The organism is Thermococcus waiotapuensis (genome assembly GCF_055384795.1).
Window position 1 is genome coordinate 889,132 of the sequence record NZ_AP042429.1, and the last position, 18,443, is coordinate 907,574.

17 protein-coding genes, 1 tRNA gene and 3 pseudogenes are annotated in these 18,443 nt (G+C 53.9%); 14 read left to right on the top strand and 7 right to left on the bottom strand.

Translation table 11 applies throughout. The features are described from left to right. Positions 1-64 precede the first annotated feature (64 nt). The 6 genes and pseudogenes from ACZ47M_RS04985 to ACZ47M_RS05010 all read left to right on the top strand — a co-directional run. A pseudogene (locus tag ACZ47M_RS04985) lies at positions 65-172 on the top strand (GTP-binding protein); the annotation flags it as partial. Between the two features lie 39 nt (positions 173-211). Then, positions 212-601, top strand: a complete 390-nt coding sequence (locus ACZ47M_RS04990) for a translation initiation factor 2 (protein WP_394356287.1) — start codon at positions 212-214, stop codon at positions 599-601. 126 nt (positions 602-727) lie between these two features. After that, a complete protein-coding gene (eif2g, locus tag ACZ47M_RS04995) occupies positions 728-1,960 on the top strand; it encodes a translation initiation factor IF-2 subunit gamma (protein WP_315341088.1) in 1,233 nt (410 codons plus the stop codon). Positions 1,961-1,993: 33 nt separating this feature from the next. After that, positions 1,994-2,407, top strand: a complete 414-nt coding sequence (locus ACZ47M_RS05000; protein ID WP_315340711.1) for a PIN domain-containing protein — start codon at positions 1,994-1,996, stop codon at positions 2,405-2,407. Positions 2,408-2,511: 104 nt separating this feature from the next. Beyond that, positions 2,512-3,288, top strand: coding sequence for a metal-dependent phosphohydrolase (locus tag ACZ47M_RS05005; RefSeq protein ID WP_315340713.1), 777 nt, complete (start codon positions 2,512-2,514; stop codon positions 3,286-3,288). A 32-nt stretch (positions 3,289-3,320) separates the two neighbouring features. Further along, the gene (locus ACZ47M_RS05010) at positions 3,321-3,965 is read left to right on the top strand and encodes a DUF434 domain-containing protein (RefSeq protein ID WP_315340714.1); all 645 of its coding nucleotides are present in this window, start codon (positions 3,321-3,323) and stop codon (positions 3,963-3,965) included. Positions 3,966-3,970: 5 nt separating this feature from the next. Here the strand turns inward: ACZ47M_RS05010 and ACZ47M_RS05015 are convergent, their stop codons facing one another. The 3 genes from ACZ47M_RS05015 to ACZ47M_RS05025 all read right to left on the bottom strand — a co-directional run bounded on the left by ACZ47M_RS05015 (position 3,971) and on the right by ACZ47M_RS05025 (position 6,473). Continuing rightward, complete coding sequence (locus ACZ47M_RS05015; protein ID WP_315340715.1) at positions 3,971-4,720, bottom strand: endonuclease III domain-containing protein; 750 nt, start codon at positions 4,718-4,720, stop codon at positions 3,971-3,973. Beyond that, positions 4,689-5,117 carry a DUF6849 domain-containing protein gene (locus tag ACZ47M_RS05020; RefSeq protein WP_315341091.1) on the bottom strand — a complete coding sequence of 143 codons (429 nt, stop codon included), beginning with the start codon at positions 5,115-5,117 and terminating at the stop codon, positions 4,689-4,691. The genes ACZ47M_RS05015 and ACZ47M_RS05020 overlap by 32 nt, the downstream gene beginning before the upstream one ends. Before the next feature lie 123 nt (positions 5,118-5,240). Further along, the gene (locus ACZ47M_RS05025) at positions 5,241-6,473 is read right to left on the bottom strand and encodes a phosphoglycerate kinase (RefSeq protein WP_315341093.1); all 1,233 of its coding nucleotides are present in this window, start codon (positions 6,471-6,473) and stop codon (positions 5,241-5,243) included. A 139-nt stretch (positions 6,474-6,612) separates the two neighbouring features. Between ACZ47M_RS05025 and ACZ47M_RS05030 the strand changes: the two genes are divergently transcribed. Both ACZ47M_RS05030 and ACZ47M_RS05035 read left to right on the top strand, forming a co-directional pair. Further along, the gene (locus ACZ47M_RS05030) at positions 6,613-8,748 is read left to right on the top strand and encodes a restriction endonuclease (RefSeq protein WP_315341095.1); all 2,136 of its coding nucleotides are present in this window, start codon (positions 6,613-6,615) and stop codon (positions 8,746-8,748) included. A 47-nt stretch (positions 8,749-8,795) separates the two neighbouring features. Beyond that, positions 8,796-10,040, top strand: a complete 1,245-nt coding sequence (locus ACZ47M_RS05035) for an HD domain-containing protein (RefSeq protein WP_315340718.1) — start codon at positions 8,796-8,798, stop codon at positions 10,038-10,040. Here the strand turns inward: ACZ47M_RS05035 and ACZ47M_RS05040 are convergent. Further along, positions 10,027-10,998 (bottom strand): transcriptional regulator, encoded by a 972-nt coding sequence (locus ACZ47M_RS05040; RefSeq protein ID WP_315340721.1) that lies wholly within the window; start codon positions 10,996-10,998, stop codon positions 10,027-10,029. The genes ACZ47M_RS05035 and ACZ47M_RS05040 overlap by 14 nt on opposite strands. Before the next feature lie 44 nt (positions 10,999-11,042). Between ACZ47M_RS05040 and ACZ47M_RS05045 the strand changes: the two genes are divergently transcribed. The 3 genes from ACZ47M_RS05045 (at position 11,043) to ACZ47M_RS05055 (ending at position 13,779) form a co-directional block, all read left to right on the top strand. After that, positions 11,043-11,576 (top strand): GNAT family N-acetyltransferase, encoded by a 534-nt coding sequence (locus tag ACZ47M_RS05045; RefSeq protein WP_315340723.1) that lies wholly within the window; start codon positions 11,043-11,045, stop codon positions 11,574-11,576. Positions 11,577-11,695: 119 nt separating this feature from the next. Beyond that, complete coding sequence (locus ACZ47M_RS05050; protein ID WP_315340725.1) at positions 11,696-12,832, top strand: ATP-NAD kinase family protein; 1,137 nt, start codon at positions 11,696-11,698, stop codon at positions 12,830-12,832. Positions 12,833-12,879: 47 nt separating this feature from the next. Next, positions 12,880-13,779, top strand: coding sequence for a hypothetical protein (locus ACZ47M_RS05055; protein ID WP_315341097.1), 900 nt, complete (start codon positions 12,880-12,882; stop codon positions 13,777-13,779). On the opposite strand, the gene ACZ47M_RS05060 is transcribed toward ACZ47M_RS05055, so the two are convergent. Together ACZ47M_RS05060 and ACZ47M_RS05065 are read right to left on the bottom strand one after the other, a co-directional pair. Further along, positions 13,776-14,975: a cysteine desulfurase gene (locus tag ACZ47M_RS05060; protein WP_315340728.1), complete on the bottom strand. Its 1,200-nt coding sequence runs from the start codon at positions 14,973-14,975 to the stop codon at positions 13,776-13,778. The genes ACZ47M_RS05055 and ACZ47M_RS05060 overlap by 4 nt on opposite strands. Beyond that, positions 14,972-15,266 (bottom strand): annotated as a pseudogene (locus ACZ47M_RS05065) (hypothetical protein). The gene ACZ47M_RS05060 and the pseudogene ACZ47M_RS05065 overlap by 4 nt, the downstream one beginning before the upstream one ends. Positions 15,267-15,392: 126 nt before the next feature. On the opposite strand from ACZ47M_RS05065, the pseudogene ACZ47M_RS05070 reads away from it, so the two are divergent. Together ACZ47M_RS05070 and ACZ47M_RS05075 are read left to right on the top strand one after the other, a co-directional pair. Continuing rightward, positions 15,393-16,135 (top strand): annotated as a pseudogene (locus ACZ47M_RS05070) (cytochrome c biogenesis protein CcdA). 62 nt (positions 16,136-16,197) lie between these two features. Continuing rightward, positions 16,198-16,303: transfer RNA gene (locus tag ACZ47M_RS05075), tRNA-Met, on the top strand. Between the two features lie 7 nt (positions 16,304-16,310). Here the strand turns inward: ACZ47M_RS05075 and cobB are convergent. Beyond that, positions 16,311-17,072: an NAD-dependent protein deacetylase gene (gene cobB, locus ACZ47M_RS05080; RefSeq protein ID WP_315340730.1), complete on the bottom strand. Its 762-nt coding sequence runs from the start codon at positions 17,070-17,072 to the stop codon at positions 16,311-16,313. Between the two features lie 146 nt (positions 17,073-17,218). Between cobB and ACZ47M_RS05085 the strand changes: the two genes are divergently transcribed. Continuing rightward, the gene (locus ACZ47M_RS05085) at positions 17,219-18,400 is read left to right on the top strand and encodes an aromatic amino acid transport family protein (RefSeq protein ID WP_315341099.1); all 1,182 of its coding nucleotides are present in this window, start codon (positions 17,219-17,221) and stop codon (positions 18,398-18,400) included. The last annotated feature ends 43 nt before the right edge of the window (positions 18,401-18,443 follow it).

Genomic DNA, 18,443 nt, shown 5'->3' on the forward strand with positions numbered 1-18,443 from the left:
TGTCTCCTCTTCCGGTGATAACCTTAATAAACGGCCCTGCTTTCTATGGTTAGGGGTGAGAAAGATGACAAAGAAAAAGAAGAAGGAGTTTAAGCAGGCCGAGGTTAACATTGGCACGGCAGGTCACGTTGATCACGGCAAAACAACACTCACGAAGGCTTTAACCGGAATCAATGATCGAAAAAAGTTCGTATATAATTTCCTCACGCGCCTGGTTGCGGCTGAGGTCCTGGTCGTTATTTTCGGGAAGTATGGGGTGGAGGTTGGTGTAACGTTTGGCATACTCTGGCTAATCGCAATGACCCCAATAATCCTCCGCATTTACCGAGAAGAGTGGAAAACGTTATCAAAGGTGTACTCCAAAGAGAAAGCCGACAGGGTGGCTAACAACCTCTTAGTTTCCCGCTACATAATAGGGATTATACCGATGGCTGCTTCCCTTTTGGGACGCTGGTCGGATGGCAACCTTGCCATCTTAGGGCTGCTGGGGTTACTATTTGCACTGATAGCGGCCAAACTCCTTACAGATGCGGAATATCCCCTTAGCAAGGAGGAAAAGACAAATCTCCTTAGAGCCACTATGGAGCATAATGCCCCGTGAGTCATCCGTTGTTTACTCCATCTCCATTAGGGATAATCCGAGACACACTCAACCCAAAATCGCAAGAGAGCGTGATGAAGAAACCTTAATAAACGGCCCCGCTTTCTATGGTTAAGGGTGAGAGAGATGGCAAAGAAGAAGGAGTTTAAGCAGGCCGAGGTTAACATTGGCACGGCAGGTCACGTTGATCACGGCAAAACAACACTCACGAAGGCTTTAACCGGAATCTGGACTGATACGCACAGCGAGGAGCTGAGGAGGGGAATTACCCTAAAGATAGGCTTCGCCGACGCCGAGATAAGGGTGTGCCCGAACTGCGGCAGGTACTCCACCTCACCGGTGTGTCCCTACTGTGGCCATGAAACCAAATTCGAGAGGAGGGTTTCCTTCATAGACTCCCCCGGCCACGAGGCGCTGATGACCACGATGCTCGCCGGCGCTTCCCTCATGGACGGGGCAATCCTCGTCATAGCGGCCAACGAAGGCATCATGCCCCAGACGAGGGAGCACCTGATGGCCCTCCACATAATCGGAAACAGGAGCATCGTCATAGCCCTCAACAAGATAGAGCTCGTCGACAGGGAGACTGTAATGAAGCGCTACGAAGAGGTAAAGGAGTTCGTCAGGGGCACCGTCGCCGAGAACGCTCCGATAATCCCGATTTCGGCGCTCCACGGGGCTAACGTTGATGTATTGCTGGCGGCCCTGGAGGAGTTCATACCCACTCCAAAGCACGACCTCAGGAAGCCACCCAGGATGCTCGTCCTGAGGAGCTTCGACGTGAACAAACCAGGGACTCCTCCCGAGAAGCTCGTTGGGGGGGTCTTGGGCGGTTCCATAGTCCAGGGTAAGCTGAAAGTGGGCGATGAGATAGAAATCAGGCCTGGCGTTCCCTACGAGGAGCACGGAAGGATAAAGTACGAACCGATTACGACCGAGATAGTGTCCCTCCAGGCAGGGGGGAACTTCGTCGAGGAGGCCCATCCGGGGGGTCTCGTTGGAGTTGGGACCAAACTTGACCCCTATCTGACCAAGGGAGACCTCATGGTGGGAAACGTCGTCGGGAAGCCGGGCAAACTCCCACCCGTGTGGGAGAACCTAACCCTGGAAGTTCACCTCCTTGAAAGGGTCGTCGGAACAGAGGAGGAGCTCAAAGTGGAGCCAATAAAGAGGAAGGAGGTTCTCATGCTCAACGTTGGAACAGCCAGAACGATGGGCCTCGTCACAGGCCTCGGAAAGGACACGGTCGAGGTAAAGCTCCAGATACCCGTCTGTGCTGAGCCGGGGGACCGCGTCGCCATAAGCAGGCAGGTGGGAAGCAGGTGGCGCCTCATAGGCTACGGCTTCATACGGGAGTGAGCCCCTTCCCCTTTTCTTCCGTTGGTGGTTCCCATGGAAAAGAAGGAGTGGCTGGTCATTCCGGACACCAACTTTCTCCTCGTTCCGGGGCAGTTTGAGGTGGACATAGTAAGTGAGCTCAACAGGATTCTCGACGTCCGCTTCAGACTCCTCATCCCGAACGTCGTCCTCCAGGAGCTGGAGGTCATAGAGAGAAAATCGAGGGGGAGAGACCTCCTGGCCGTGAGGATGGCGAAGAAGCTGGCGGAACGCTTCGAGAAGATCGATATTGGAGAGTTCGGGAAAGGGCCCATAGATGACCAGATCTTTGAGTTCGCCGTGAAAAACGAATGCGTCATAGTCTGCACCAACGATAAGGGGCTCAAGAAGAGGCTCAGGGAAAAGGGTGTCCCCGTGGTCTACCTCCGCTCTAAGAAGATCCTCGAGCTCGAGGGAATGCTGGAATAGAAGCTTTTGAAGCGTCAAAAATGCCTTGTAAAGACCGGCTCTTTTTACCGTTTTCAGTTCAAAACCCTTAAATTCTCCCCACCGTTTGGCCGCTGGGTGAGAGAATGTACACTGAGGAAGGACTGCTTGAGCAGATAAGGGAGCTGATGAGCGATGAGGAGCTCTTCAAAATGTACGAGAGAACCTTCAGGGAGTACCACCACTACTTCGATGTCACTAACTCCATAGCCCTCAACGTTTACAACTTCAACGACCACGGGCCCGTGCATGTTCTCCTGACGACGAGGAGGGCCTTGGAACTGGTCCGGATCATTGAAAAGTTCGGCATGCAGACAACCGCCGAAAAGCTCGGAAAGCCCCTCCGCTGGAGCAAGTTCATCGTCGCCTTTGGAGCCCTCTTCCACGACATCGGCAACATGATACACAGGATAAACCACTACATGTTCAGCGTCTTCCTGGCCGAGCCGATAATTGAAAAGCTGGTTTCAGAGTTCGGAACCGACGATCCAGCTCTCCTCAAGGCCCTCACCTTAAACGCCATCTACACCCACGACGAAGCGGTCCCGTGCACCACCATCGAGGGCTCTTTGGTCACCATAGCGGACGGCTGCGACATGGAAGCTGGGAGGAGCAGGCTCGTCCACAGGAAGGACAAGGTGGACATCCACGCGGTTTCGGCCCTGGCAGTGGAGAAGGTCGAGATAAGGGAAGGGGACGAGGAACAACCGATACTCATCGAGATATGGATGAAACATCCCGCGGGAATCTTCCAGGTTGACGAGATACTGACGAAGAAAGTCAAGAGCTCGCTCCTCAGCGGAAAGGTCAGGCTGAGGATACACACGGGCACTGACGAAGAAGTGGTAGAAAAGGTGGTCTAAACCCTTTTAACGGGTTCTTCCCACCCTCTTCCATGTCCCTCTGCGAGGCGTATCAAGACCTCAAGTACCTCCTCAACAGGGGCTACAGGAAGAAGAGCGCCCTGAAGTTCGTCGCCGACCATCACCGTCTCACCATAGAAGAGAGGCACCTTCTCGCGAGGTGCGTCTTCCCCGACCCCTGGATCGAAGAAGTCAGGAGAAAGCTTCTAAAACCGGGGGAGCTCGCCGGCAGAGTCCTCGCAATAGATGGCTTCAACGTCCTAATAACCTTAGAGTCCATCGTGGAGGGGAAGGCGATACTCTGCGAGGACGGCCTGGTTAGGGACCTGAAGTACCAGGGGAGGTACAGGCTCAACGAGAGTACGGAGAAACTTCTAACCGAAATAACGGGAGCCCTGAAAAAGCTCGGAGTCGCGAAGGCCGTCTTCTTCTACGGAAAGAACGTTCCGAAGAGCGGCATCGTGAAAGCCCTCACCGAGGAGGCTTTGAAAAAATCGGGTCTCCCTGGGGAGGTTCACCTCGTGAAGAGCCCGGACTTCGAGCTGAAGGGCTTTGAAGCTGTGGCAACGGCAGACGTGGGAATAATCTCCAGAGTTGACCATGTTTTCGACCTTCCGGGATACGTTGCCGGTTTGTCTCAAAAAACAATTGAGTCGTTTTTTGAGGTCATCCAGTAAGGCCGTTAAAATGCCCGTTCAGCCCACCGGGAGCGGTTCTCTCCTTTTATGTCCCCGTCCGTTATTAGGCCTTTTGCATAGGGGCACAGTTCTCTCAGCTGGCATTCGTCGCATTTTGGCTTTATTGGCCTGCAGATACTTCTCCCGTGGTCTACCATTGCGTGGTTAACGTAAATCCACTTATCCTCCGGGATAAGCCCGGCGAGATACTCCTCAACCTTCTCGGGAGCGACCCTTGGAGGGGCCAGGCCGAGGCGCTTGCTTATCCTGTTGACGTGGGTATCAACCGGTATTGCCTGCTTTCCAAACCCGTAAGCGAGGACGATGTTGGCGCACTTTCTCCCTATCCCCGGAAGCTTCATGAGCTCGTTTATATCCTCCGGAACCTTACCGTTGTATTTCTCGAGGAGCATTTGGGAAGCTCTGACAATCCACTCGCCCTTCGTCTTCCAGAGGCCAACCCCCTGCTTTCGGAGGAACTCCTGCATTTCTTCGATTGGGGTTGCCGCTGTCGTCTCTATGTCCCCGTATTTCCTGAAGAGTTCCTCCCAGACCTTATACGTCACTTCATCGCGCATGCGCTGGGAAATGATGCAGTGGATTAGAGTCCTGTAGGGGTCGCCTATGAGGAGCTTCTCCCGGGGGTGGACCTCCATGAGGATCTCAACTATCCTCTTCGCCCGCTCCCTCTTCTCCTCCCAGGTTTCATCGAATGTGAAGCCCTCAAGGCTCAACGATCGTGATTCTGTCACCATGAACTACCACCACCTTTCCTTCGGCCACCCTAACTTTCTTCAAGTTCTCAAACTCCCTGCTATAAACTTTTTGCCCTTTCCAGTTCAATATTCGAACTTCATTGCGGAGGACGACCACAATGCCGCCTTCAAATGGAATCGCGTCCTGAACATCAACTCCCAAATCCAGCGTTATCTCACTTATCTCACCCGTCGAGATCTCGATTCTCGTCGAGCTGTCAACTCTTAACGGGGATGGTTCGGCCAGGAGAACCTTGAACTGAAGTGGCTTTCCAAGCAGGTCAACCTCAACGGTTTCCCCGGTTCTGAGTTCTCTCCTCATGAGCTTTGACCGGAGTATTTCTTCGAAGCCGGCCGGGAGCTCGACATTAAAGAGCGGCCTCAACACAACCTTCATTTCCTTCACCACCTTCGCATAACAGCAGAAGGCTTTCAACTTTCCGGAAACCTGCCCATGGAAAGGCTCATATGGGGAAGTCGATTCTCTTGGAAATTAAAGGGAAGTGATGAACAGGCGAAACTAATGACCTTTTTCCCTGAACTTGTCGTAGCTTATTCTCAACGCTTCCAGAACCGGGAGTTTTTCCCCCGCAAAGAAGCTTAGCATCGCACCCCCTCCCGTCGAGATATGGCTTATCCCCTCTATTCCGTACTTTTGAATTCCGGTTATGCTGTGGCCGCCTCCCACGACACTGAAGGCCCTGCTCTCTCCAATGGAACGGAAAACTCCGACGGTTCCCACGGCAAATTCCTCCCTCTCAAACACTCCCATGGGCCCGTTTGCCACGATGGTTCCTGCGTTAAGCAGTATCTCCCTGTACTTCTCAACGGTCCTGGAGCCGATGTCCATGATGGGGTAGTGATCAAGCAGTCTCATTTCCTCGCTCAGCAGGTCGACTTCAAGTCTCTCCCCCTTATGGTCAATTGCAAAATCGACCGGGGTTCTTATCAGGGGGTAAAACTCATTGAGTATTCTCTCGGCCCAATCAACGAGCTCGAGAAGGCCCTTCTTTGCCAGGAACTCAATGTTCGCGTTGCCGAGATTGAAGCCCTTTGCCAGAGTGAAGACCTGGCCCACAAGCCCTCCGGTCAAAATAAGGTCGGCCCTTCCACTCCTGAGAACGTTTTCCGCAACCTTAAGCGAATCGTCAACCTTAGCCCCTCCGAGGACGTACACCCTTGGCCTTTCCCCCGTTTCGTAGGCTTTCCCGAGGGCCGTTACTTCCCTTTCCATCAAAAGCCCCATGGCCATTGGCTTTAGCCGGGCAAAACCCACCAGGGAGGGCTGACTCCTGTGGGCGGAGGCGAAGGCATCGTTTACCACGTTGTCAATCAGTGGGGCCAGTTTTCTTACAAAGAACGTTCTCTCGCACTCTTCGAGCGGCTTGTAGAAGGCCTCCTCCGCGGCGAACCTAAGGTTTTCGAGCATAAGCGCTTCTCCCGCCTTCAGTGAGCTTATACGCTCGCGGGCGTATCTTCCAAAGATGTCCTCAACGTATTCCACCTCCTCTCCCAGAAGCTTGCCCAGTATTTTGGCGTGCTCTTCCGTCGTCGTGTAATCTCCGTCATAGGGCCTGCCCTGGTGGGTGGCTATGACAAGCTTTGCTCCCTCATTCAGGAGGTGTTTAATCGTCGGAATAACTTCACGGAAGCGGGCATCACTGGTTATCTTTCCACCTTCGACTGGTGAGTTCAGATCGACCCTCAGAAACACGGTTCGTTCCCCATGAAAGAGATCACCTATCCTGAACATCCCGCTCACCGGTGTAACCCTGTCAACATTCAATGCACTCGTTCATGTTAAAAAGTATTCTAAACACCGAGGGTGATAACGGGCTGAACGGAAAGGGATTTATAATACTGTGCCGATTTATTAGTGTCTGGTGAGGACGATGCCGTGGAGCGCGGATCTCATCGTGAGACTCCCAAAAGACCTCCTGCTAAACTCCATTTCGGAGCTTCTGGGGAGAATGGGGTTTAAGAACTACGAGAAGGTCTCAAATGAAAGTGAGTGGGGCGCAGACATAGTGGCCATCAGGGAAGACCCAATAGCGGGAACAGAAAAGCTTATCCTCCTGGTGCATGACAGGGGACTCGCAAGCTCCAAAGATGTTAACGTTTTCGCTCAGAGCATCGAGAGACACAAGGCCCACAAAGGAGTCCTGGTTTCGCCCGCGGGGTTCACCAAGGACGCTAAACTCTTGATATCACAGGACTACCTCGGCAGGATCATTCCCTGGGATGGAGAAAAACTTGCATCCCTGCTGAACAATTACAGTGTTAACGTCCCTGAGGGGGCTGAAAAGTTTTTTACTCCGGAGAAGGAAGAGAAGGAGGAGACACTGGAGGAATTCGAACTTGATGCGCCCCTGCTCTATGATTTCTCACATGCAGAACTCATGAAGAGAGTTTCAGAGCATCTGACCAGGAATTATCCGGTTTCACCGGATGAGATAGAACTCGTTTCCCTTTCGCTGGAACTTTCCACCGCTTACATTGTCTCCTGGGAGCTCACGGGGGCGGAAAAAGAGAGTGGAAAGGCCATAATCTTCTCAAAGGACGATGTCGTGCTGAACGCCGAGGAAGACAGGGAACTTTCCACACCGCTGAAAAAAGCCCTTCTCGACGGGAGAGCGGTAATAAGAGCCACCGAGAGACGGATACAGAACCCGGTAAGTCCCGGCGAAGTTGCCCTGATCCTGAAAGGCCTCGTGGCCGAAAAGAGGGGAGTTTCAGAAAATCACGTATCAATAACCGACAGAAGGAAGGTTTATCTGCCGGTAATGGCCCTTATGGAGCTCAGGATCGGAGAAAACAGGGGAGAGGTCAGGGTGAACCTCAGAACCGGCGGGATAGACGTTTCACTGGAACCGCTACCTCAAGAATACTTTCTGGAAAAGGCGAGGGATATCGTTGAGAAAGAAACCGGAGAAAAGCCTGAAGAGATCAACGTCAAAACTGGCGAGAAAAAACTTAAAGTCCTGGGCAGGACGAGACGCTTTTCGTTTGAGGTTATTTTCAACCCTTACACAGGAAAGCTGGTTGGACTTGAAACTTTAATGAGCGATGAGGCCCTGGAAGAGCTTCTAAAGTCTCTTTATCCATCCGGAAAAGTTCTGTCCCTTGAAAAAACCAAAAAAGAAGCCGTTGCAGATTTACTCGTAGAGGGGGGAATAGTTGTCGTCGGGGTAAATCTGAGGAACGGGGAGGCCAGGGAAGTCAGGAGCCTTCCATCACCCGCTGAAGCCTTTGAAAGAGCCAAGAAGTTTGTGGAGGGCAACTTTCCGGTTTCAGGCCTTGAACCCAGGGAATACAGGGTTATCGAGCACAAATGCCTGGAGATAACCCTTGCGGGAGAATCTGGGGTTGCAAAGGTTAAAATAGACGGCGCAACCGGAGATGTTCTTGACTACTACGTTGTGGTATCCCCCGGGAGAGCCGGGGAGCTCGTTCTCGAGAGGTATCCCGGATACACTATAAAGAACATTTCCGAGGAAAACGACAACTACGTTGTGGAAATAGAAGACAACGAGAGAGAGGTTAAAGTGTTCATAAGTAAGGATGGTAAGATGCTGAAGGAAAAGGACAGAGTTCTGAAGAGAGAACTCGCCGAAAAAATAGCGGAGGAAGAAGCCAAGAAAATCGACCCGGAGGCCAAGGTGGAACCCCTCGTGCTCTCGGATAATTGGACGGCAGAGTTCACCGGGGTGACGAAGGTTGGAACGCTGACCCTCGAGAGGAGCACTGGGCAGGTTTTAAAGGTAGAGGCCAGGTTCACGGAGAGGGCCCTTGAGGATCTGTACCACAGGCATCTCCGGGGAAAGTACGGTGAGGATAACCTGAACACGGAAAGAATAACCCACTACAAGGACAGGGGTTACATGAACATAAAGGTATCCGGCGGTGAGTACATCTACTACGCCAGGCTGGACACAAAAACCGGAGAAATCTTAGAAGAGGACAGAGTGCCCAAGAAAGGACTGACGGCCAGGATAAAGCAGATGCAGCTTGAAGGGAAGTACAAATGACCGAAAATAAATTAAATCCCCTTTCCAAGCTTTTCCAGGTGGGTGGGATGGAAGGAAAAATAGTCCATGATGGGATTCACGGGAGTATGAAGATCTCGGGCGTCATCCTTGATCTCGTTAAAACGCCTGAGTTCCAGAGGCTGAGAAACATAAAACAGCTTGGCCTTGCCTATCTGGTTTACCCCGGGGCAAACCACACCCGTTTCGAGCACTCCCTCGGAGCCTGGAACGTTGCTAAAAGGCTAAGTGGTGAGCTGAACCTGGAGAAGGACGAAGGACTGATCCTTGAGATAGCCGCCCTCCTCCACGACATCGGGCACGGGCCATTCAGCCACACCTTTGAGAGCATCTACCAGCACTACGTAAAGGAGCACGACCACATGCACCTGGGCCAGGACATAATCCTTGGCAAAATCGACATAACCGATGGAAATGGCGGCGGGAGGATACCCGGGATCCTCGAAGAAAACGGAATCTCACCGGAGGAGGTTTCCAGCCTGATACTCGGAAAGCATCTAAAGAGATATCTCGGCCAGGCCCTCCACGGCGACGTCGATGTCGACCAGATAGATTATCTCATCCGCGATGCCCACTACACAGGTGTTGCCCACGGGATAATTGACATGGAGAGACTCCTCAAGGTTCTGACGGTTCATAACGGAGAACTCGTGGTTGAAGAGAAAGGCCTTGAGGCCGTTGAGGGAATGATGGTGGCGCGTTCCCTTATGTATTCCCGCGTCTACTTCCACCACACGGTGAAGATAGCCGAGGGAATGCTGATCAGGGCTCTGGAGTTTGCCCTTGAAGAGGGCAACCTCTGGGACTTCTGGAAGATGACAGACTGCAGAGTCCTGGTAGAGCTGGAGGACCTCGAAGGATTCCCTTCGGAGATTGTAAAGAGGATAAAATACCGCGACCTCTACAAAGCAGCCGTTCTTGAGAGTGCGGATTCCCTCGATCAGGAAGAAAAGAGAACCCTGCTGTCGGCCTATAGAGACGTTAAGAAGCGCCAGGAAATGGAAAGAGCTCTGGCAGATGCCGTTGGGGCTAAAGAAGGGGAGGTTATCCTTGAGTTCAGTGTGTCCGACCTGATGCTGAGCGAACCAAGGCTTAAGGCGACTGAAATAGGGGTTCTCCTTGAGAACGGCGATGTCCAGCCGCTGGCGAAGGTTACACCTCTGGCCAACGCCCTTAAGAGGCGCCAGACACCGAGGTGGGCGGTTATGATAGCCTCGCCTGCCAAATACGTCAGCGACCTGAGAGGGGTCTGGAAGAAGGTTATCTTCGGCTGAGATCCCTGGCAACTGCCTGCTTCAGGCTTTTTTTCAGTTCTTCAATCATGCCTATCAGCTCATCGACATCCCTGATGGTGTTTAGGCTCTCCTTTGGTATCAGCGGCACTTCGGAGACGACCTCCGCCCTGGCCCGCTCCAGAACGAAGAAACTTTCGCTGTCTATCACCTTACCGACCTCCGCCACCATTTCTGCCCTCTTCACGGTGGACTTGGTTTTTCTCTCGTCTATCCCGGTTAGAATCGTGAACTCCTCCTCTCTGGAAAGCGCGTTGAAGGGGGCCCGCTTTATCTTGACGACCCCCATGCCAAGCTTCTTCAGCTTTTCAAATATTTCCCTTTCGAGGGGTGTTTCAGGCTCCGAGGAGAGATTGGCCTCCACCCTGGCCCGCAGGATGTCTATGGGCTCTGCTATCGCCTCGTCGAAGATTTCCTCCATCCTGATGGCAACGTCGAGGGAAGCGGCCTGCTCCCCCTTTTCATAGTTCTGGAGGCTTTTTCTCGAAATTCCAAGGAGTTGGGCGAGTTCATTTATGGAATAGCCATGCTTCTCCCTTAAAGCCCTCAAAAGCTCCCCATTGATCCTGACGTAAAACCCGCCTCTCTCAGCGAAAATTACCGGCAGTTCTCCCTCAAGGAGAACCTGATAGAGAGTTTCGGGCCTGAGGGCGTTTATCCCGAACCTCTCGTAAACAACACCCTCTTCAAGTTCCCCTCCCTTCGTTCTCAGACCCACTATCAGGGGGGACGCTCCAAATACCTTGGAAAGCCTCTTCAAGTCGCTGGCCTGCTCCTCGCTAACGGTATCAATGTTTCCCACGACCTTTACGAATAGAAGAAAGAACAGCCTACCCGCGACTATGTCAAAGCAACTCTCTCTGAGCTCGATGTGGGCGGTCTTAAAGCCGGCCGCACGGAATATAGCCGAGACCGTTTTGATGAGTTTTTCCCTCTCCATCAAAGTTAAATATGTGTGCGTGCTTTTAAACTTACGGTGAGGCAATGAGACCTGTAGTCATGGAGGGCCACAGAGTGTCACTCGGAGTCCTTCTTCGGGACGATTTGCCCACCCTATGGAAGTGGTACAACGACAGAAACGTCAGGCGGTACCTCTCAAAGCCCCACGAGGTCTTCTTCTATGAAAACGAGCTGGAATGGTATGAGACCATCAGACGAAACCGGGAGAAAGAAAAGGTTTTTGCGATCATAACGAGCGGCGAGTGGAGACTGGCTGGAGTAATCGGCCTTCACGGGATAGACTTCATGAACAGAAATGCGGAGGTCGGCTACATTATTGGCCCAGAACACTGGGGGAGGGGTTACGCAAGCGAAGCAGTTAAGCTAATCCTGGAGTACGCCTTCAACTGGCTCAACCTCATCAAAGTCTACGCGAGGGTTTTCGAGCCCAACGTGGCTTCGATAAGAGTACTGGAAAAGAACGGTTTTAAGCTCGCGGGGAGGTTAAGAAAACATCAGTTCATCCCGGAGGAGGGCTTTGTGGACGTTCTGATATATGAAAAGCTCTCGGGAGATTAACCCATGTGCGAAGGTGAGGAGAAAGCCTACGGCGAGACAGGGAAGTTACGGGAAGTTCGGAATGTTCATGTGGGCAGTCTTCCTGACGGTCTTCGCGAGGAAGTACATGGGGTGAAAACATGCGCGTTGGACTCATAATCAACCCGATAGCAGGAATGGGAGGAAAAGTTGCCCTCAAGGGCACAGATGGAGTTGTGGAGGAGGCCATAAAACGAGGGGCTAAGCCAATAGCCGCTGACCTCGTGAGACTGTTTCTCGGTGAATTGTCCCACTATGGGGAGGCCCGAAAAATTGAGTTCCTGACCGGTCCGGGGCCGCTCGGGGAGGATGTTTTCGAGGAGTTCGGTTTTCCCCACGAAGTTATCAGACACAGGGAGATAAGCTATCGCCTTGTTGAAGGCGTAAAAATCCCGGACACAACTTCCAAGGACACAAAAGAGCTCGCGAGAGGCATGGCTGAAAAGGTTGAGCTGCTTCTCTTCGCAGGCGGCGACGGAACTGCCAGGGATGTTGTTGAAGTAGTGGATAAGAAAGTTCCCATCCTGGGAATACCAACGGGCGTCAAGATGTATTCTGGAGTCTTTGCCGCATCTCCGGAGGACGCGGCGAGGGTTTTAGTGGAGTTCATCCGGGGGAGGGCAGGGCTTGAGGAGAGGGAGGTCAGGGACATAGACGAGGAAGCCTACAGGAAGAACGAGGTTAAGGCCAGAACCTACGGGAAGGCCCTCGTCCCGGTCGTTGAGACCCTCGTTCAGGGGAGCAAGGAGGGGGTTCCCCTCGACGAGGAGGAAGAGCTTGAAGCTATAGCCGGGGCCCTTGCGGAGGAGATACTCGGGAGCGACGGGGTTTACTTCCTCGGCTCCGGCTCAACGATAAAGAGAATAAAGGACGCGCTTGGAATAGATGGAACCCTGCTCGGTGTAGACGTCGTTGAGGTTAAGGATGGAAGGGCCAGGCTCCTCGTAAAGGACGCGACGGAGAAAGACCTTCTCAGGTTCGTTGACCGGAACCCGAAAATCGTCGTTACCGTCATCGGCGGCCTCAACTTCCTCTTCGGCAGGGGAAACCAGCAGTTCTCGGCTGAAGTGCTGAGGCACATCCCGAAGGAGAACATAACAGTCGTCGCCACGCCCTCAAAAGTTCAGAATGGCTCCATCAGGGTCTACACCGGCGACAGAGGTGTGGACGAAAAGCTCAGGGGATACATAAAGGTCAGGGTGAGCCCCTGGATGGAGAGGCTGGTGAAGGTTGTCTGAGCGGAACCCGTTTATACCTCCACCTCCCATTCTTAATGGTGAGAGCCGTGAAATATAGCGGCATAGCCGTCAAACTTTTTGAAAGGGAAGGCGAGGAAGTCTTCTACGACCCGGCCTACCACGGCAGGACGCTGAAGGTCTTCGGCATGGACGAGTGGCCGGGCAAGGCCCTGAGACATTTAGCGGGGAAATACGCGGAGAAAGACTACTCCAGGATCATCTTCGACACGAAGGGAAGTTTCGGTGAAGAGGGCTTTGATACAGTTCTCAGAATTCAGGACACGAAGCCCGGCGGCCTGGACCCCATAAAGCTCGCTGGTGAAGGCCACTTCGACTTCTACACCGCCGCCACGATAGTCCAGACGATTTATGGCCTTGACAGGACGCTAACGGAGATGCTCTACTCGGATATACTGGCAGGAAAAGTTGGGAGTGTTCCGAAGGCGCTAAAGGCCGGGCAAAAATATTCGGAGGTAATCGCGGAGAGTTACACTGCCCTGGACCAGCTTCTCTACTCGGGTGAAGTGCCGGAACTCGGGCAAAGCATCCTCGTGAACTTTGGGGATGCCCATAGCATAACCCTCGTCGGGAACGCTTTCCTCATCTTAGCCGCGGCCGTCGAGAAGAGGAGAAAGGTGATGATAGGCCTCAACGATGCGGCTGTTCTAACCTATACCAGTGCTGGAAGCGCAGGACTTCCCCTCCTGACAAATCCGGCCCTGAAGAGGGTAACGGTGGTCGCCAGCGAGTACGCCCTGGATTCCCTGCTGAACATGGCAGGCCCGGTTCTGCTCCTCTACCACGACCCGGATGTGCAGAGCTTAATCTACGAAGCGAGTGGAGTTCCACCCGGCCCGATGAGGAAGCACGTCTGCAAGGGCCAGGGGGCCTTCATCTACCGCACGCCCGAGACCATGGAGGTTAAATGGGGGGAGATTCCCCTCTAACCCCTCAAACTTTTCACGAGCTCCTCCATAACCCCTAAGAATGTCTCAACCTCCTCAACGCTGTTGTAGACATGGAAGGAGGCCCTGACCGTGCCGTTTATCCCGAGCTTCTTCATGACCGGCAGGGCGCAGTGGTGGCCGGAGCGAACCATGATGTTGTGCTCATCGAGTATCGCTGCAACGTCATGCGGGTGGAGCGGCGGAACGTTGAAGCTTACAACCCCTGCGTGCTTCTTCAGGTCCCTCGGCCCGTACCACGGAATCTCAAGCTCGTCTAAGCCTTCAGTGATGCGCTTCACGAGCTTGTGCTCTTGCTCCTCGATTTTGTCTAACCCAATCCTCTGGATGTAGCGTATTCCGGCGGCCAGGCCTATTGCTCCGCCTATGTTCGGCGTCCCGGCTTCAAAGCGCTCGGGCGGCTCCGTCAGTTTGTAATCGTCGAGGCTGACATCCTCGATCGTCCCGCCCCCTATGAGCGGCGGCTCGAAGGCCTCAAAGAACTCCTCACTGATGTAGAGAACGCCTATTCCGGTCGGCCCCATCGGCCCCTTGTGGCCGGAGAAGGCCAAAAAGTCGGCGTGGAGCTTTTTAACGTCGACCTCCATGTGGCCGGCGCTTTGAGCCGCGTCAACGACGAATATGGCCCCTTCCTCCTCAGCGAGCTTTCCGAGCTCTTCAACCTCGTGGATAACGCCGAGAGCGTTTGAGACATGCTGAACTGCGACGAGCCTGGCCCCCCTTATCTTCCTCTCTGCATCGCCCAGATCGAGGTTGCCCTCGTCATCTCCCTCTATAAACTCCAGCTTCAGGCCCTTCCTCTTCGCAAGCCTCTGCCAGGGGAGCAAATCCGAGTGGTGCTCGTAGGGCGTCGTGACTATCTTATCCCCCGGCCTGAAGATGTGCTCCAGTCCCAGGGCAACCAAGTTGAGGCTCTCGCTCGTGTTCCTGGTGAAAACTATCTCCTCGAACTTTGCGTTGATGAACTCTGCAACTACCTTCCTGCTCTCCTCATACCTGTGCGTCGCGATCTGGGAGAGCCTGTGAACACCGCGGTGGACGTTGGCGCGGTATCTCAGGTAATACTCTTCCATGGCCTCTACGACCGGCTTTGGAGTTAGCGAGGTGGCAGTGCTGTCGAAGTAGATGACCTCACTTGTCAGCGGGATGTCCTTCCTTACATCGTCCGGGATCTTCATGATACCACCTCCAGAACCCCGGCGCAGTCGTAAACAACGGTCGCCATCTCCCTGCCCTTGCTTGCATCTTCGAGGAGCTTGATTATTATCTTCCCGCTCGGGTAGACGCTAAACCTCATAGCCCTCCATCTCAAGGATGAGCATCATCTCCGGAAGGAGCTTCTTGACGGTGTAGCCCCTCTCCTTGAGGCATTGCGCAGTCTTCGTCAGGTCTATCTTTACCGGCCTCTCCCAGGAGTAGGCACTGATCACTATACCCTTCATGGTCGTGCAGGGCTTTGCTATCATCATCACCTCTCACCCGGAGAAACTTTCCCCCGGAGAATTTATAGGTTTCCCCAGCATTCCGAACTCCCCGAAGGTTTATAACCGAAGGTTTAGGAAAACCTAATATCCCGCCAGCGTCAAGTTCGCCACATGAGGGCCAGAAAACTCCTGGAGAGCAGGGAATTCAGGTACTTGCTTCTCATAGTCCTCCTGTCCTTTGGAATGAGCGCCGCGGTGCTCTCCCTGCTGGGCATGTCTAGCTTCATCCCCCAGTTCTTCATGCTGGCCATGGCGGACTCGGTAAATCCCTGCACATTCGCGGTTTACACCCTCTTCCTTATAGCGCTCTCCGCCAGGGGTGTTGACAAGAAGGGACTTTACATCGTTGGTCTCTCCTTTGTGGGGGCCGTATACGTTTCCTACTACACGCTCGGCCTGGGTCTGACTTTCATAGCCGGGAGAATCCCCCTCGAGTGGGCCGGCTATTTTGCCATAGCCTTTGGAGTTTACACCGTAGCAACGGGAATAGCGGAGCGCTCAAGGACAGGGGATAAGAAGGCCCTGAGGAAAAGATGTTCTCGGCCGACACGACTGTCATAGGTGCTCTGATCCTCGGTATAAGCGTCTCAACGACGCTCCTGCCGTGCTCTGCGGGGCCGTACGTTGTCTATGCGGCAATCATAGCCCGCTCCTCCATGGTTCTGGTGTTCCTCCTGCTGGCCCTCTACAACGTAATATTCGTCCTCCCCCTGCTGGTCATCCTGTTTGCCATGGGCGGTTTAAGGGACAGCAAGGAGTTCTCAAGGGCGATGGTGAGGCACTCAGCCGAGCTCTCCGTTGTTGCCGGAGTCCTCCTGGTTGCGATTGGCCTCTGGGTCCTCGGGCTCATTTAGCGTTCTCTATCGAAAGATTTAAAAATACCCCGCTGGAGGTATAGGTCGGGCGCTCGGGCAGTGCCGGGGTAGCTCAGCCTGGTCAGAGCGCTCGGCTCATAGGGCCGCTCCCTTAGGGGAGCCTGAGAAACCGAGAGGTCCGGGGTTCAAAGCCCCGCCCCGGCACCAAACGTTTTTAGGGGCCTTTAACTTCCCTCCTGACTCCGTCGAGTATTTTAGCCATTACCTCGCCTGCCTTTCCCCGCAGGAAGATGTCAGCTATCGGCGTTATCCCGCTACTCCCAACGTTCACCTCTATAACTTTTCCCCCGTGTTCCTTAACGATGTATGGGATGTACGCGGCCGGATAAACCAGCCCGCTCGTCCCTATGACGAGAACAACGTCGCTTTTTTCGGCCAGCTTAAAGGCCCTCTCGAGTGTAGCCCTCGGCAGTGCCTCCCCGAACCAGACCACGTCCGGCCTGAGGAGAGAGCCGCACTGCGGGCATCTCGGAAGATCCTTTGAGTTAACGAACTCCCTGACCCTGCCGTTCTCCTTCAGGTTCTCCCTATAGGAGCATGAGGCGCACCTGACCCGGAATATGTTCCCGTGGAGTTCGACAACGTTCCCGCTTCCGGCTTCGCGGTGAAGGTCATCGACGTTTTGCGTTATCACCGCCTTGAGGATTCCGAGCCTTTCAAGCTCTGCGAGGGCATAATGAGCTGGATTAGGCTTTGCCCCAAGAATTTTTCGCGTTCTCCACCGATAAAAATCCCAGACCAACGCCGGATTTCTCTCAAAGGCCTCCTGAGTCGCCAGCTCCTCAGGCTTATAATGCCTCCAGAGGCCGTCCTTTCCCCTGAAGGTCGGCACTCCGCTCTCGGCGCTTATCCCTGCACCGGTAAAAGCAATCGCAAACCTTGAGCGCGCCAGCAGTTTAGCGGCTTCCTCGATCATGGTATCCCCTACTCGTCGAGCTTTAAAAACCGTGCCCCTCCCTTTAGGCCAATCCCCGGCACCCCTGAATATTTTTTTGAAAGGCGCTTCACACTTCCGTAGAAGAGTTTAAATGTGCTCATTTGAGTATTGGGCCGGTGAGAGAAATGCCTGTTTCAGGCAAGATTGAGAGAAAAAAGGTCGCCACATCACACGGAAGGTATTATTCGGCGAGAATAGCGGCACAGAGGAGGAAAAAGCTCGTAGTCATCCAGAACATCAGGACAAGGAAAGGAGTGAGGGGCATCAGGACGAGCCCGATAACTATCAAAGCAAGAATAAGCGAGAGGGAGGCTCTGGCCGTTCTCATTGGAACCCAGATCGGGGCTGGGGTCCTTGGCCTGCCCTACGCGGCCAGCAAGGTCGGCCTTATCCCGGCCTTGGGAATCCTCACCGGGGTAATGCTTCTCCTCCTCGGAACGGCCCTCGTAGTTCTGAAGCTCTCGGCCGAGATGGGCGGTGCCCAGATGAGCACCATAGCGGGCAAAACCCTCGGTAAAGCCGGCGGCTGGCTCATGTACCTCAGTGTAACGCTGATGAGCTTTGGGGCTCTGCTGGCCTACACTGCCGGGATGGGAAAGGTATTCGCGAGCCTCTTCGGCACCGGCGAGACCGCTGGTAGTTTAATATTCTGGGCCCTGGCGTCGCTGGTCGTCTACAAAGGCCTCGAAGTGAGCGGAAAGACGGAGCTTGTAATAAGCTACATCGTGCTCACCCTCTTTGTTGCCGTCATCTTCATGCTCGCTCCCCACGCGAAGCTGGAGAACGGGCTCTACGTCGACATATCTGGAATCCTGAGCATAACGGGCGTTGCCATATTCGCCCTCGGCGGCCACACCATCATTCCAGACATTTACAAGGGGCTCGGGAGCTACGAAAAAACGAAGAAACTGGTCGTGTTAGCTTTCCTCATACCTACCGCCATCTACGCGGCGTTCATGGCTTCGTTCCTCCTCGTCTTCGGCAGGGAAACCCCCCAGGTGGCCACGCAGGGCCTTGAGTCCCTCTACGGCAGGACCGGCTGGCTCGTGGGCAACCTCATTCCGCTCTTCACCATAACGACGGCCTACATAGGCATAGCCCTGGCACAGCAGAGCAACAGCGAGGAGTTCATAAAGCTCAGGAGGCCCGTGGCCTGGGCCCTCACGGTGGTTCCCCCGGTGCTTGCTTACCTTGCTGGCATCAGGAACTTTGCCGACGTGCTCGCCTTCGCCGGCGACACCGGAGACATGATGGCCTTCATTGTGCTTCCCCTGCTCATGTGGCTTGCGACGAAGCTTCGGAAGTGACACCTTACCCCCTTTTCCCATACTGCAGTGTGCATTTCTGTGC

Excerpts from the sequence above, each read along its gene's own strand:
- eif2g (WP_315341088.1), top strand. The coding sequence starts at position 728 with ATGGCAAAGAAGAAGGAGTTTAAGCAGGCCGAGGTTAACATTGGCACG.
- ACZ47M_RS05000 (WP_315340711.1), top strand. The coding sequence starts at position 1,994 with ATGGAAAAGAAGGAGTGGCTGGTCATTCCGGACACCAACTTTCTCCTC.
- ACZ47M_RS05005 (WP_315340713.1), top strand. The coding sequence starts at position 2,512 with ATGTACACTGAGGAAGGACTGCTTGAGCAGATAAGGGAGCTGATGAGC.
- ACZ47M_RS05010 (WP_315340714.1), top strand. The coding sequence starts at position 3,321 with ATGTCCCTCTGCGAGGCGTATCAAGACCTCAAGTACCTCCTCAACAGG.
- ACZ47M_RS05015 (WP_315340715.1), bottom strand. The coding sequence starts at position 4,720 with ATGGTGACAGAATCACGATCGTTGAGCCTTGAGGGCTTCACATTCGAT.
- ACZ47M_RS05020 (WP_315341091.1), bottom strand. The coding sequence starts at position 5,117 with ATGAAGGTTGTGTTGAGGCCGCTCTTTAATGTCGAGCTCCCGGCCGGC.
- ACZ47M_RS05025 (WP_315341093.1), bottom strand. The coding sequence starts at position 6,473 with ATGTTCAGGATAGGTGATCTCTTTCATGGGGAACGAACCGTGTTTCTG.
- ACZ47M_RS05030 (WP_315341095.1), top strand. The coding sequence starts at position 6,613 with ATGCCGTGGAGCGCGGATCTCATCGTGAGACTCCCAAAAGACCTCCTG.
- ACZ47M_RS05035 (WP_315340718.1), top strand. The coding sequence starts at position 8,796 with ATGGAAGGAAAAATAGTCCATGATGGGATTCACGGGAGTATGAAGATC.
- ACZ47M_RS05040 (WP_315340721.1), bottom strand. The coding sequence starts at position 10,998 with ATGGAGAGGGAAAAACTCATCAAAACGGTCTCGGCTATATTCCGTGCG.
- ACZ47M_RS05045 (WP_315340723.1), top strand. The coding sequence starts at position 11,043 with ATGAGACCTGTAGTCATGGAGGGCCACAGAGTGTCACTCGGAGTCCTT.
- ACZ47M_RS05050 (WP_315340725.1), top strand. The coding sequence starts at position 11,696 with ATGCGCGTTGGACTCATAATCAACCCGATAGCAGGAATGGGAGGAAAA.
- ACZ47M_RS05060 (WP_315340728.1), bottom strand. The coding sequence starts at position 14,975 with ATGAAGATCCCGGACGATGTAAGGAAGGACATCCCGCTGACAAGTGAG.
- cobB (WP_315340730.1), bottom strand. The coding sequence starts at position 17,072 with ATGATCGAGGAAGCCGCTAAACTGCTGGCGCGCTCAAGGTTTGCGATT.
- ACZ47M_RS05085 (WP_315341099.1), top strand. The coding sequence starts at position 17,219 with ATGCCTGTTTCAGGCAAGATTGAGAGAAAAAAGGTCGCCACATCACAC.